The organism is Streptodolium elevatio (assembly GCF_040649515.1).
Taxonomy (GTDB): domain Bacteria; phylum Actinomycetota; class Actinomycetes; order Streptomycetales; family Streptomycetaceae; genus Yinghuangia; species Yinghuangia elevatio.
The window spans coordinates 1-13083 of the sequence record NZ_JBEZFP010000200.1 but is presented as its reverse complement, the minus strand read 5'-3'; the positions used below and the strand labels follow the sequence as shown (position 1 = coordinate 13083).

At 72.7% G+C, this 13083-nt stretch carries 10 protein-coding genes; 1 reads left to right on the top strand and 9 read right to left on the bottom strand.

Going from position 1 to position 13083, the window contains the following annotated elements:
• Positions 1-301 precede the first annotated feature (301 nt).
• The 7 genes from AB0C36_RS40630 to AB0C36_RS40600 all read right to left on the bottom strand — a co-directional run bounded on the left by AB0C36_RS40630 (position 302) and on the right by AB0C36_RS40600 (position 9119).
• A complete protein-coding gene (locus AB0C36_RS40630; protein WP_358364172.1) occupies positions 302-1159 on the bottom strand; it encodes a S1 family peptidase in 858 nt (285 codons plus the stop codon).
• Positions 1160-1656: 497 nt separating this feature from the next.
• Complete coding sequence (locus tag AB0C36_RS40625) at positions 1657-3222, bottom strand: RNA polymerase sigma factor (protein ID WP_358364170.1); 1566 nt, start codon at positions 3220-3222, stop codon at positions 1657-1659.
• A 243-nt stretch (positions 3223-3465) separates the two neighbouring features.
• Positions 3466-5289 (bottom strand): SpoIIE family protein phosphatase, encoded by a 1824-nt coding sequence (locus AB0C36_RS40620; RefSeq protein ID WP_358364167.1) that lies wholly within the window; start codon positions 5287-5289, stop codon positions 3466-3468.
• 305 nt (positions 5290-5594) lie between these two features.
• Positions 5595-6464 carry a FadR/GntR family transcriptional regulator gene (locus tag AB0C36_RS40615; RefSeq protein WP_435839217.1) on the bottom strand — a complete coding sequence of 290 codons (870 nt, stop codon included), beginning with the start codon at positions 6462-6464 and terminating at the stop codon, positions 5595-5597.
• 341 nt (positions 6465-6805) lie between these two features.
• Positions 6806-7573, bottom strand: coding sequence for a hypothetical protein (locus tag AB0C36_RS40610; RefSeq protein WP_358364166.1), 768 nt, complete (start codon positions 7571-7573; stop codon positions 6806-6808).
• The gene (locus AB0C36_RS40605) at positions 7570-7740 is read right to left on the bottom strand and encodes a hypothetical protein (RefSeq protein WP_358364163.1); all 171 of its coding nucleotides are present in this window, start codon (positions 7738-7740) and stop codon (positions 7570-7572) included. Before AB0C36_RS40605 ends, AB0C36_RS40610 begins: the two co-directional genes overlap by 4 nt.
• A complete protein-coding gene (locus tag AB0C36_RS40600) occupies positions 7737-9119 on the bottom strand; it encodes an ATP-binding cassette domain-containing protein (protein WP_358364162.1) in 1383 nt (460 codons plus the stop codon). Before AB0C36_RS40600 ends, AB0C36_RS40605 begins: the two co-directional genes overlap by 4 nt.
• 234 nt (positions 9120-9353) lie before the next feature.
• Here AB0C36_RS40600 and AB0C36_RS40595 point away from each other — a divergent pair, with 234 nt between their 5' ends.
• Positions 9354-9809: a hemerythrin domain-containing protein gene (locus AB0C36_RS40595; RefSeq protein WP_358364159.1), complete on the top strand. Its 456-nt coding sequence runs from the start codon at positions 9354-9356 to the stop codon at positions 9807-9809.
• Positions 9810-9981: 172 nt separating this feature from the next.
• Here AB0C36_RS40595 and AB0C36_RS40590 read toward each other — a convergent pair whose 3' ends face one another.
• Positions 9982-10686: an NUDIX hydrolase gene (locus AB0C36_RS40590; RefSeq protein WP_358364156.1), complete on the bottom strand. Its 705-nt coding sequence runs from the start codon at positions 10684-10686 to the stop codon at positions 9982-9984.
• 270 nt (positions 10687-10956) lie between these two features.
• Positions 10957-12945, bottom strand: a complete 1989-nt coding sequence (locus AB0C36_RS40585; protein ID WP_358364153.1) for an amylo-alpha-1,6-glucosidase — start codon at positions 12943-12945, stop codon at positions 10957-10959.
• Positions 12946-13083: the final 138 nt, after the last annotated feature.

Here is a 13083-nt window from a genome sequence, read left to right as displayed (position 1 = left end):
CCCCACTTTTACCCCCCACACCACGACATCCCCCAGGGGGGTGGCGTTCCTTGTTGTTCGGGGGGGGCCTCCCCCTCCGGGCGGGGGGGGCCCCCCCCCCCGGGCCCCGCCACCGTGGTCTCTGAAGTCACACACGCAACACGTCCGGCGGTCCGTGCCGCGTGAGTTCGCTCACACGACACCTGGCCGCCACCGGATCGGCACCACGGTGCCGCCCAGTGGGTGCCGCCCAGTCGATGCCGGGCGGCCGCCCGGCGGGCCCAGGGCCCGCGCGAGCGCCGCTCCTGCCCCCTGACCCGGGTCAGGGGCTCATACCGGCCGCTTCAAGGATGTCGTCCGTGAACGCGGCGACCCGCGTGTAGACCCCGGGCTTACGGGGCTGGGCGCAGCCGTCGCCCCACGAGACGATCCCGGCCAGCCGCCCGCCGATCAGCAGCGGCCCGCCGCTGTCCGCGCTGCACGCGTCCTTGCCGCCCTGCCGCAGCCCCGCACACACCATCGTGGCGGCGTTGTACGTCCCCCAGACCCCGCCCGGATAGGCGGTCCGGCACGTCGCGTCCGTGGTCACCGGGACCGTCACCTGCCGCAGCACCGGCGAGTAGTCGCCGTTGCCGGTGGTGTCACCCCAGCCGAGCACCATCGCCGGCGTGTCCGCGGCGTAGACGTTCTCCCCCGCGCCGACCAGCGTCAGCACCGGGCCCGGCAGCGGCTCGGCGAGCTTCAGCACCGCCCAGTCCTTGTCGATGCGGGCCAGGTCGAAGCCCGGGTTCGCGTACCACGACGCCACGCGCGCCTCGCGGCCGGCGGTGGTCCGCAGGTCGGTCCGCGCATGGATCACCGAGAAGTCGGGCCGCTGCGCCGGCTGCCCGTCAGGCTCGAAAAGGCAGTGCGCGGCCGTCAGCACGCGGTCGGGGGCGATCAGCGCACCCCCGCAGAACTGGCCGGAGCGCGCCGTGCCGTACATCTTCCGGCTCGACAGGGCCACCATCCACGGATGCGCCGCCGCGTCGGCGGGCGAACCGCCCACGACGACCCTCGGCGGGCCCTGCGGCACACTCTCGGCCGCGACCACCGGGCCGCCTTGCACCACCAGCGCCCCGAAGGCCGCGAGCAGCGCGGCGGTGCCGGCCGCGAGGGCCTTGGCCGCCGTACGCCTCAATCCGCCGTGCGGCGGCCCGGCCGCACGGCGGCACCCGCCTGTATCTCCGAACCCGCCTGTACCTGTCGAACCTGCCGTCCCCGTACTCGTCACCGCAGCCTCCGTCCCCACCTGGCCGAACACGCTGTGTCCTCGATCCATTACTTTCAGGGAACGTCGATCATGGCGGCGCTGCAACCGGTGCCTGCCACCGTCGCCCGAACGGGTGAACATCGAGGGCACACGGCGCCCTTCGCGGCCCCAACGGCCCTTCCTGCGGCCGACCCGCGTCGGTTCGCGCAAGGTGCCCGCGCGGCCCTCGCGCGCAACGCGGTCGGAGCAGGTCCGCGGGTGGGGAACGCGTAGGGGCCCGGAGGCGGTTGTGCCTCCGGGCCCCTACGCGTTGGGTACTTTGCGTACGTTGCGGACAGCCTCCGCAACCAGTTGTCAGTCCGGCTCTCGGCCGGGCTTGCCATCAGACCGACCGCCCGGCGTCGTGCCGGGCCGCCGACCGGCCGTCAGTCCAGGTAGTCGCGCAGAACCTGGGACCGCGACGGGTGCCGCAGCTTCGACATCGTCTTGGACTCGATCTGGCGGATGCGCTCACGGGTGACCCCGTACACCTTGCCGATCTCGTCCAGTGTCTTCGGCTGGCCGTCGGTGAGGCCGAACCGCATCGACACGACGCCCGCCTCACGCTCGGAGAGCGTGTCGAGGACCGAGTGCAGCTGCTCCTGGAGGAGCGTGAAGCTGACCGCGTCGGCCGGGACGACCGCCTCGGAGTCCTCGATCAGGTCGCCGAACTCGCTGTCGCCGTCCTCGCCGAGCGGGGTGTGCAGCGAGATCGGCTCGCGGCCGTACTTCTGGACCTCGATGACCTTCTCCGGGGTCATGTCGAGTTCCTTGGCCAGCTCCTCCGGGGTGGGCTCGCGGCCCAGGTCCTGGAGCATCTGGCGCTGCACGCGGGCCAGCTTGTTGATGACCTCGACCATGTGGACCGGGATGCGGATGGTCCGCGCCTGGTCGGCCATGGCGCGCGTGATGGCCTGGCGGATCCACCACGTCGCGTACGTCGAGAACTTGTAGCCCTTGGTGTAGTCGAACTTCTCGACCGCGCGGATCAGACCGAGGTTGCCCTCCTGGATCAGGTCCAGGAACAGCATGCCGCGGCCGGTGTAGCGCTTGGCGAGCGACACCACCAGGCGGAGGTTCGCCTCGAGCAGGTGGTTCTTGGCGCGGCGGCCGTCCTCGGCGATGATCTCCAGCTCGATCTTGAGCTTCGGAGCCAGCTTCTCGCCGGAGTTGAGCTTGTCCTCGGCGAACAGGCCGGCCTCGATGCGCTTGGCGAGCTCGACCTCCTGCTCCGCGTTGAGGAGCGGCACCTTGCCGATCTGCTTGAGGTAGTCCTTGACCGGGTCCGCGGTCGCACCCGCCACGGCGACCTGTTGTGCGGGGGCGTCGTCCTCGTCGTCGTCGGACAGGACGAAGCCCTGGGTGTTCTCGTCCTCGGGCGTGTCCGCCGCGGGGTCGCCGGGCGGGCCCTCGAGCTCGTCCGTCAGCTCCTCGGCGTCGAGCTCGGGCTCGCCGTCCTTGGACGCGGTCTTCTTGGCGGCCGTCTTCTTGGCCGCCGTCTTCTTCGCGGGTGCCTCGGCGGTCTTCTTCGCCGCGGCCTTCTTTGCGGGTGCCTTGGCGGCGGCCTTCGCCGGCTCGGCGACCTCGTCCTCCGCAGCCGCGGGAGCGGCGGCCGGTGCGGCGGGGCGTGCCGCTGCGCCGGAGACGACGGTCTTGGTGGACGTGCGCTTGGCGGTGCTCTTCGCCGCCACGCTCTTACGGGTGCGCTTGGGAGCCGCAGAATCGGCGGCATTAACCACGATGTCCACACCCTCCTGGTCAAGGACCTGGTTGAGGCTGCGTAGGACGTTCTTCCACTGGGTGGCCGGGATCTGGTCGGCCTCGAACGCCTGGCGAATCTCGTCGCTGGCGATGGACCCCTGAGCCTCACCCCGCTCGATCAACGCCTTCACGTTGACGAAATCGGCGATCTCGGGGGGGAGCGAACGGGATGTGCTGGCCGACACAAACAACCTCTCGACGGATCTGGACGGCGTTCGACATAGGAGCCAGTCGGTCGCCGCCTGGCGAACGACACTCAGGCGGGGGCAGTGGTGCAGGACGCCCGGCCGTGTCGGCGACTGTGCTTTCCAACACAGCATTCTGACACTTGCCGGTATTCCTGAACGGCTGCCACCTTCGTACTCATCGGGCTGGACGGCGAAGTGTTACGCGTCCCCTCGGTGGCGGGCGTCACATCGGCCCTCGAGAGGGCGTCACATCAGCCCTCGAGGACCCGGCGGCCCGACGATGCGGACCCCGAGGATCGTCACGTCGTCGTCCCGGTCCTGACCGTCCAGCAGACGTTCCAGGATGCTCGACAGCAGTGGTTCCAAACCTCCCACGCCTCCCATCGCGACTCTCGTCGCGTCGGACCTGGCGACGTCGAGGATCAGGTCCAGCCCCTGGCCGATGCCGCGCGCCCGGTTCTCGATCAGCCCGTCCGAGAAACCGACCAGGACATCCCCGGGGCCGAGCCGCATGCGGTTCTTGGTACGCGGCTCCGCGACCCCCAGCGGGGTCGACGCCTTCCCTTCGTCCACCAGCCTCGCCTTGCCGTCCGCCGTGATGATCAGTACCGGTAGGTGCCCGGCGTCGGCCAATTCGAGAGTGCCCGTTTCCGGGTCGATGACACCGTAGATGAGCGTGGTGAGCGATTCGTCGTCCTCGGTGGCGGTGAAGAGCCGGTCCAGGCCGGTCAGCACGGCCACCGGGTCGGGGTCGGTGAACGCGAGGGCGCGCAGGGCGGCGCGTACCCGGCCCATGCCGGCCGCGGCGGTCAGGCCCTTGCCGATCACGTCGCCGACGACGATCGCGACGCGGCCTCCGGGGATCCGGAACACGTCGTACCAGTCGCCGCCCACCTCGAAGTCCGGGGCGCCGGGCAGGTAGCGGTAGTCGAACTCGACGCCGTCGACGTCCGGGAGGCGGTCGGGCAACAGGCTGCGCTGGAGTTCCACGGCGGTACGGTGCTCGCGCTCGTAGAGCCGCGACCGCTCGACGGCCAGCGCGCACTGGCCGGCGAACGCCTCCAGGAACACCCGGTCGCCGGGGTCGAAGACGCGGGCGTCGCGGAAGGTGAAGCGGATGGCTCCCAGCGGTGTTCCGGAGCCGAGCAGCGGCAGGACCACCCACGCGCGTTCGCCGGGCGGCGCGTCGGGGCGGGCGCGCATGCCGGGCACGGTTGCCGAGTCCTGCTCCTGGGCCGTGCTGCCAGAGGCGGAGGCGGAGGCGGTGGAGGCTGAGGTGGAAGCAGGGACGGCGCCGGGCACGGGATCCGAATCGGGCGCGGAGCGGGGCACGGGCGCGGAGCCGGCGCCGGTGTCCGGGGCGGGCCCGGCGTACACCGGGACGCCCTCGCGTACCGCGCGCATGAGCGCGTCGGGCCACTCCGCGGGGATGACGCGCATGCGGCGCGACGACCGGGCGGGCGGCACGTTGGGCCACGGGAACACCGGTGCCACGTCGTCGACGAGGTACAGGTCGGAGTCCATCGCGTCGATGCTGCGGGCGAGTTCGGCGACGGCCGTGTCGACCTCGGAGACGGTGAGCGCACCGGCCAGGCGCGCGGTCATCAACTGGAGGCGCGAGGTACGCCACTGGCTCGACCGCAGCAGTTCCTCGCGGTACCGGTTCTCGGTGACGTCGGAGACAACCGCCAGGACCGCGCGCACCGAGCCGCCGGGGTCGCGTACGGGCACCCAACGGGACTCCAGGTGGCGCGTTTCCGGCCACTCGGGCGGCGCGAGGACGACGTCGGACTCGGCGTACCCCTCCGCGTGGTCGAAGACCATCGCGATGGTCTTCTCGACCTTCGAGGCAAGCCCCGCAGGGAGTAACTCGCTTGGCCGGCGGCCGAGATGGTCGGCGACCGGAAGGCGGTTGATGCGGGCGAGCGCCTCGCTCACCCGCAGGTACCGCAGGTCGCGGCCGTAGAGGGCGAACGCCACCGAGGAGTCGCCGCAAAGCGCGTCGAGCATCGCGCCGGCGAGCGCCTCGGCCGCCGCGGACGGGCCGTCGCGCACCATGTCGTCGGTCACTGCGTCATTCCCCACCTGTCGTCTCGGTCCGCCCGGACGCCGTGCTGGACCGGTCCGAAAACGCGTCGGACATCGAGGGTAATCACGTCCCCCGCCTTACCGGGAGTGATTTGGCGTGACTCTCCGCGTGGCTCGCCGCGTGCCTCGGACGGGCCGGTGCCGAACGCTGCCGGAAACGGGGCGGCGTCGGCGGCCCGACGTACGGGTACCGATCCGGTACCCGCGGAACGGGCCGCCAACGCCTTGATGTTGACGATCTGTCAGGCTTTGGCAAGCCTTTTTCGGCCGCCCTGGGTGCGAACGGGTCAGCCCTCGCGCGGGGCGGGGAACAGCCGGTCGACCTCGGGGTGCACCGCGAGCAGCGACCGCATCGCGGCCTCGGCGCCCTCGCCGTCACCCGCCGCGACGGCGTCCACCAGGCGCGAGTGCAGCGCGACCGAGGCGTCGGACAGGTGTTCGCAGCCGGCCGTGTGGCCTCCGGAGACCTGGAGCGCCGACGCGACGATGCCGGCCAGGTGCTCGAGCATCCGGTTGCCGGCGACCTGCAGCAGCAAGCCGTGGAACTCGGCGTCGGCGCGCGAGTAGGTCATCGGGTCGGGCTGCGCGACCGAGCGCTGCATGATGACGACGACCTCGGTGAGCCGGCGCACGACGTCGGGATGGTTGCGGCAGGCGGCCATGTGCGCCGCCAACGGCTCGATGCCCCAGCGCAGTTCGAACAGTTCGCGGCGCTGGGCGTCGCGCTGCGGACCGCACGCGCGCCACTCGATGATGTCGGGGTCGAGGAGGTTCCAGTCGGCGACGGGACGCACGCGCGTGCCGACGTTGGGGCGGGCGCTGACGAGGCCCTTCGCCTCGAGGACGCGGAGCGACTCGCGGACGACCGTACGCGACACCTCGAAGCGCTGGCCGATCTCCTCCGGAACCAGCGGGCGTTCGGCGCCGACCTCACCGGCGACGATCATCTGGCCGAGCTGCTGCACCAGTTGGCCGTGCAGGCCGCGGCCCCGGCCGCCACCGGGTTTGCGGGGCGCGCGCAGGGGCTCCAGGTCGGAGCCGTCCCACGCATAGTGCTGCGGGGGCAGGCTCTCGGTGCCGGTCATCGACAGGTCCGCAACGGCCACCCGGTAGGGGTCGGCCGGCGACGCGACGGTGGTCGCGCCCGCGGTGGGCATGGGTTGGTGGGGAGCGATACTCACGCTCCTTCATCTCGGCGCGGCGCGGGCCGGGCTTGAGCCGTTCCGACGATCCCGGCTGAAAAAAACACGAAAGGGTGATCGGCCTTGCGTCGCCGTCGCTCGTCCGTGCGACAGGGCTGCGCCGGACGTGGTTCTTCGGGGTGTTTCTTACGAAAATATGCCTCTGCGTGGTTTGTTGGGGTTCGCCGGAGGGGGTTCAGCGGGCTGCGTGAGCGGCCTGACGGCGACTCGAACGGCGCCTAGTTCCGCGCGTTACCCGTGCAGTTGGCGACTCGAACGGGCGGGAAGATCAGCGCGATACGCGTGCAGTTGGTGCGTCAGCGGGCGTCGCGCCGGGCGAAGACGATCGCGGCGAACAGCAGCGCGCCGGCGGCCCACCCGCCGAACACGAGTGCGCCCTCGCGCGCGGCCAGCCCCGTACCACCGGTGGACAGCATGCGGTTGGCCGCGTTGAACGGCAGGTACTCCACCCAGTCCTGGAAACGTTCCGGCAGGGCGAGCCCGACGGCCCGACCGATCATCGGCTCGATCACCAGCGGCACCGCGGCGAGCAGTCCGGCCGCGATCGCCGCTCCCCGGGCCAGCACCCCGACGGCGACACCCAGCGCGGCCGCCAGCGCGAGGTAGACGACGTAGCCGAGCAGTACGCGCGGCGCGGGCGCCTGGTCCCACACCAGCGCCCGGAACTCCGGTCCGAACACCGAGGCCGCGACGACACCGTTCACCGCGAGCCCCAACACGGCCACCACCGCGCCGAGGATCGCCGAAACGGTGACCTTCGCCGCCAGGGCCCGGCTGCGTCGCGGCAGGGTCAGGAGCAACGTCGGCAATGCCGTGGGCCGTTGCTCGCGTGCGCACGACAGGACGGCCGCGAACAGCACCACCAGCGCCGCCAGCGGGGTCGCGGGTCCGGCCGCTCCCGCGGTCAGGACCTGCGCCGCGTCGCCCGCCTGCACGGGAACCTCGCCCAGGTCGCGGGCCTCGACCCAGGTGGCCGCCCCACCGACGACGAGGACGCCGAACGCCGCGCCCCAGGTGGCCCGTACCGTGCGCAGCCGGGCCAGTTCGTAGCGGATCGCGGTCACGCGTTCACCTCGTCTGCGGTCGCGGGGGTGGCTGGGGTGGAGTTGTCGATGGTCGAGCCGACAGAGGCGGCCGGACCGGCGATGGCCGAACCGGCCGTGGCGGAACCGGCGTTGACGGGACCGGCGGTGGCGGGGAGATGCGGCGGTGGCGTCCGCGGGCGGGTCACGCGTTCACCTCGTCGGACATCTGGTCTCCGGTGGCGGCGTCCTGGCCGCGCGCGAGCCAGCGACGGCGCTTGGGGCGGCGGTGGTCGGCGCGGTCTGCGTGGTCGGCGTGGTCGGCGTGGTCGGTGTGGTCCGCTCGGCCGTCGGCGCGGCCGGCGTCCCGATCCGCGGGCGCGCCGCCGGAGGAACGGGCGGAGAGAGGGTGTCCCGTGTGCCCGGAACCGCCGTGCGCCGGACCGGCACCTGGCGGGCCGTGGTCCCCCGGGGCACCGGACTCGGCGGCGGGAGCGGGAATCGACGCATCCGCCCGCACGGCGTACGAGCCGACAGAGGAGGCCCCGGAGGAGCCCCCGCCGCTTTCGGCGCCGACCCGCATCGCCACGGTCTCCGGCCCGGCAGCCTCGGCGCGCCTGCGCAGCGCCTTGCGGCCCGCACGTCCGGAGGGGCGGCGGGAGGCGTCCGCGAGCAGGGCCAGCGCGGCGTGTTCCGCGGCGGCCGCCCGCGAGCGCGCGGTCACGGCGCAGAAGGCGTCGGCGACCGAGACCTCGCGCTGCGCCAGTTCGTGGATCAGGACGCTGCCGCGGAAGGCGATCTCGCCCACCCGGGCGCGGTCCGCGCCGGCCACGGTGAGCACCGCGCCGCCGTGCGCGTGCACGCGGAGGCCTTCGTGGCGCAGCAGTTCGGAGAGGCGGTCGACCTGCGGCGTGCGTACGTACACCTCATGGCCGTCGGCGCGGCCGCGGTACTCGGCCGCCGACTCGTCGGCCACCAGTCTCCCGCGCGCGAGCGCCAAGACACGGTCGGCGCAGTCCGTGAGCTCGCTGAGGCCGTGTCCGGCGACCAGGACGGTGCGTCCCTGGGTGGCGTACGCGCGCAGGAACTCCCGGAGCCAGCGCACGCCTTCGGGGTCCTGCCCGGCCGACGGCTCGTCCAGGATGAGGGTCTGCGGATCGCCGAGGAGCGCCCCGGCGAGGCCGAGGCGGCCCAGCGCACCCGACGACAGCGAGCCGACGCGTACCCCCGCGACGGGTGTAAGGCCGACCAGGTCCAGGACCTCGTCGACGCGCCTGCGCCGGATGCCGTGCGCGGCCGCGAGGACGCGCAGTTCGGTGCGCGCGCGGCGGCGTGCGTACGCGGGCTCGGCACCGAGCCAGGCGCCCACCTCGCGGGCGGGGTGTCTGAGTTCGCGGTAGCGGCGGCCGCCGAACAGGGTCCGCCCACGGCCGCGCTCGAGCTGCAGCATCAGGCGCAGCGCGGTGGACTTGCCGGCCCCGTTCGGCCCGATGAACGCCGTGACCTGGCCGGGCCGCACCGAGAACGACAGCCCGTCGACGGCGAGCGCACCGCCGTACTTCCGCGTCAGCCCCTGGACCTCGATCATCGCGTTGTCCCTCGTCGTCCTCGTCGTCGCTGGAATCGCCGTTGTCGGATCGTCCGTCGCCGGAAGCACCCTCATGAACATTTCGGACAGTACAGGGACGAATACGGATTTAGTTGTATCCATGCCGCATAAGCGAAGAAGAATCTGAATAGCAAAGGAGAAGCTCAACTCTGGACACGGATCTCGGCCGGGAGGGACCATCGGAAGACCGACCATGAACGCTCGGAGGCCGGCATGTCCCCCATGTATCCAGCCCCCAGGTATTCCGGCGTCACCCGTGTCCCGCCCGCCCCGCCCGCCGCCGACGCGCTGTCCCTGCTGCGCGTCGGCCTGGCCGCCAAGAACGCCGACTGGGCCGAGCAACTCCGCTCCGGCCTCCGTCAGCTACGGGCCGACCTGCACGAGCACATCGCGGCGACGGAGGGACCCGACGGGCTCTACGACGAGGTCCGCCGCAGCGATCCGCGGCTCGCGTGCGCGGTCAGCCGCCTGCGGCGCGAGCACGGACGGCTGAGCGCGATGCTGGACGACCTCAACGCCCGGGCGTCGCGCGAGCCGGACGATCCCGCGGATCCCGGTGGCATGCGCCCGCGCGTACGCGAACTGCTCAAACAGTGGGGCAGCCACCGCAGGCGCGACAACCAGCTCGTCTACGAGGCGATGTCCCTGGATATCGGCGGACAGGACTGAGCCGGGGGCGCGTCCCCGTTCCTCGTTCCGCGCACGCCCGCGTTCCGACCCCGGGTCGGGATGCGGCGTCCGTGTCTTGGGGCCGGTGTGCGCCGCGCTGTGTCATCCGCGGCCTCCGCGCTCTCGCGCCGTCTGCCGCGGGGCCTATACCTCGGCGCCTATGCCTCGGGGCCTATGCCTCGGGCCGCAGCATCGGCGGATTGAGCTTCTCCGCCGAGCCCCGCCGGAACAACTGGGCCGGACGCCCGCCCTGACGCGTCGTCGTGCCGCCCGTCGGCACCAGGAAGTCCGGGGTCCCCGTCACCTTGCGGTGGAAATTGCGCGGGTCCAGCGCGACGCCCCACACCGCCTCGTACACCCGGCGCAGCTCGCCGACCGTGAACTCCTCGGGGCAGAAGGCCGCCGCAAGCGAGGAATACTCGATCTTCGCGCGCGCCCGCTCCACCCCCTCCGCCAGGATCCGCGTGTGGTCGAACGCCAACCGCGAACCGTCGCCGAGCTCGGCGGCCGAGGTCCACCGCGCACCGGCCGCGTCACCACCCGGCCGCGGCGCGGGCAGGTCGGGCGCGAGCACGAGGTAGGCCACGCTCACCACCCGCATGCGCGGATCACGGCCCGGGTCTCCGAAGGTCGCCAACTGCTCCAGGTGGACCGGGAGTTGGTCCAGCCCGGTCTCCTCGGCAAGCTCCCGGGCGGCGGCCGCCTCCAAGCCCTCGTCCGGCCTGACGAAACCGCCGGGCAGCGCCCACTGGCCCTGAAAGGGCGGCTCACCGCGGCGAATGGTGAGCGCGTTGAGCGTGTGGTCCCGGACGGTGAGCACCACGAGATCGACGGTGACTCCGAAAGGCGGGAATTCTGAGGCGTCGGAGGGCGACATGAGTCGATCTTAGTCGTCTGCCTGACGATAAACAGCCGTCCTCGCGAATCGGCTCGTCCGTCGGCGCGTTCACCGACCCATCGGTCGGCTGATTCGGTGAACCGGGCGGAGAGTCGCGCGGTGAGGTGCCCGACGGCGCATCCGGTGCGGCATCCAGTGCGGCACCCGGCGAGTCCTTGACCGACTCCTTGGGCCGGTGCGTGGGCCGGTCCGTGGGCCGGTGCGTGGACCGGTCCTTGAGTGTGTCCTTGAGCGGGGCATTCCACGGTGTCACTCCGCGAGTTGGAAGCCCTCGGGCGCCTCCTCCACGACCGCCTGCCCCTGCCGGTTGACGCGAACTGTGAACGGCTCGCCTGCGATGCGGAGATCGGCGAGTTCCAGCTCGCCGAACGCCGGTGCCACGGGCGGGCGTACGACCACGCGTGCCTCGGGCGCCTCGGGCCGCACTCCGGCCAACGCCACCAGCGCGGGCAGGACCGCGGCCGCGGAGCGGGCCAGCGGACGGCAGGCAAGGGGGTGGGCGACCGGGGCGTGGCCCGGCACGCGCTGCTCGCCCGCGTGCATCTCGGGCATGCGGTACCCGAAGTACGGTGCTGCTTCCAGGAGTCCGGAGAGCAGCTCGTACGCCGCCTCCGCCTGACCCGAGACCGCGAGCCCCGCCACCGCGACACACGTCTCATGGGCCCGCACCACCCCGCCGCGCACCGCCAGCGGGTGGTATCCGTGGGTGCGCGACCCCACGCCGCGCAGCCCCCACCCACAGTTCAGGTCCGGGCTCAGCAGTCGGCGGGCCACGTCCGCGCAGCCGTCCTCGTCGAGGATCCCCGTGCCGGGCAGCTGGCCCATCGCGGAGTTCGGCACGGACACCGGGCGGCCCGCGGCATTGAGCGCCGCGGCGTAGAACACGCCCGCACCGTCCTCGGTACGGAACCGCTCCCGGAACGCGCTCGCCAACTTGTGCGCACGCGCCTCCCACGCCTCGGCGGACTCGGGGTCCCGCTCGCGCAGCAGGACCGCGGCGTGCGACGCCGCCTCGTACATCTGCCCCTGCAACTCGCAGGGTGCCGGACCGCCGGGGCCCAGTCGGACGATGCCGTCCGGGTCGGCGTCCATTGTGGCGGCGACATGGCCCAGCGCCCGGTCGAGGTGCGGGAGCAGCGGCTCGGTCTCGGAGTCGGACAGGCCCCAGCGCCGGGCCTCGCCGAGGAGCGTCACGTACAGCGCGGTGGTGCCCACACAGTCGTAGCGGGGTGTGCGGCCTCCGGGACCCAGGGAGTGCGGGATCCGGCCGGGCGCCTCGCCGGTCGCCGGATCGGCACGGGAGCCTTGGCGGTCCCCGAGCATGCGGAGGGTGCCGGCCGCCAGGCGGGTGCCGAGCGGGAGCAGCATGCGTGCCGTCCACAGGCTGTCACGTCCGGTCGGTGTGAGCTGCCAGGGGGCGCCTGCCGCGGGCATGGGCACCGTGCGGTGCTCCGGATCGGCGATCAGGAGCCCGCGCAGGTCCATCAGGCTCTGCCGGACCCAGGCGGCCACCCGGAAGTCGTCGCACCGCACCCGCGCCTCCGACCACGGCGGCGGCCCCAACGGCGCCCGCGGCGCCGGAATCCCCGGCAGCCCGGCGCTCACTCCGGCACTCGGGGCGGCGCGTACTCCCCCAGGCTCGCCGGTGACCCGCAGCTCGACCGTCCACGACGTGGCCGGCTCCAGGGTGATGTCCCAGCGCAACAGGCCCGATGCCGCGAGCGCCGTTTCCGGTGCGGGCGCCGCGACCGCGCGTACGCCCCAGCCGTCGGACGAGGTCCAGCTGAGCCCTCCCGGGCACACGCGCGCGGGCAGGTCCGGCCCGCGCCGGCCGTTGCGCAGCTCGGACAGCGGTGCCAGGTCGGTGCCGAGTGTCAGTTCCACCGGCACTCGGACCGGGCGGGTCGCCGTGTTGCGCACGACGACCCGCTCGCGTCCGTCCGCCTGCCTCGTGCGGTCCACCACCAGGACGGGGTCCGGGGTGGGGTCCGCGACGAACCGGTGCATGGCCAGGAACCGCGCGGCCCCCGAGCCCACCACGTGGGACGACAACGGCTCGGGTTCGCTGCCCCCGATGGTCACCAGCGAACGTGCGAGCAGTCGTCGGCCGTCGTGGAACAGCCCTTGGACACCCCGGCCGCGCAGTTGGCCGTCCAGCGGACAGATCGCCATCCCCGGGGCGTCGACGCAGATCAGCGCGTCGTGCGCGAGGGGGTGCGGCGTTCTGGTCCCGGTCACGTGAATGCTCCTCGTCGGCCTGCTGCGCTCGTGGATCCGCCCACGGAGGCCAGAGAGGACCGCCCCCGCGGCTCATCCACGAGCTCCTGGTGACCAAGGCCCGCCACTTCGACAAGGGCCGCCTCTTCGACCGGGCCC

What these genes read in the sequence shown, in the direction of transcription:
- AB0C36_RS40600 (WP_358364162.1), bottom strand. Translation starts at nt 9,119, where the DNA reads ATGATCGAGGTCCAGGGGCTGACGCGGAAGTACGGCGGTGCGCTCGCC.
- AB0C36_RS40590 (WP_358364156.1), bottom strand. Translation starts at nt 10,686, where the DNA reads ATGTCGCCCTCCGACGCCTCAGAATTCCCGCCTTTCGGAGTCACCGTC.
- AB0C36_RS40615 (WP_435839217.1), bottom strand. Translation starts at nt 6,464, where the DNA reads ATGCCCACCGCGGGCGCGACCACCGTCGCGTCGCCGGCCGACCCCTAC.
- AB0C36_RS40595 (WP_358364159.1), top strand. Translation starts at nt 9,354, where the DNA reads ATGTCCCCCATGTATCCAGCCCCCAGGTATTCCGGCGTCACCCGTGTC.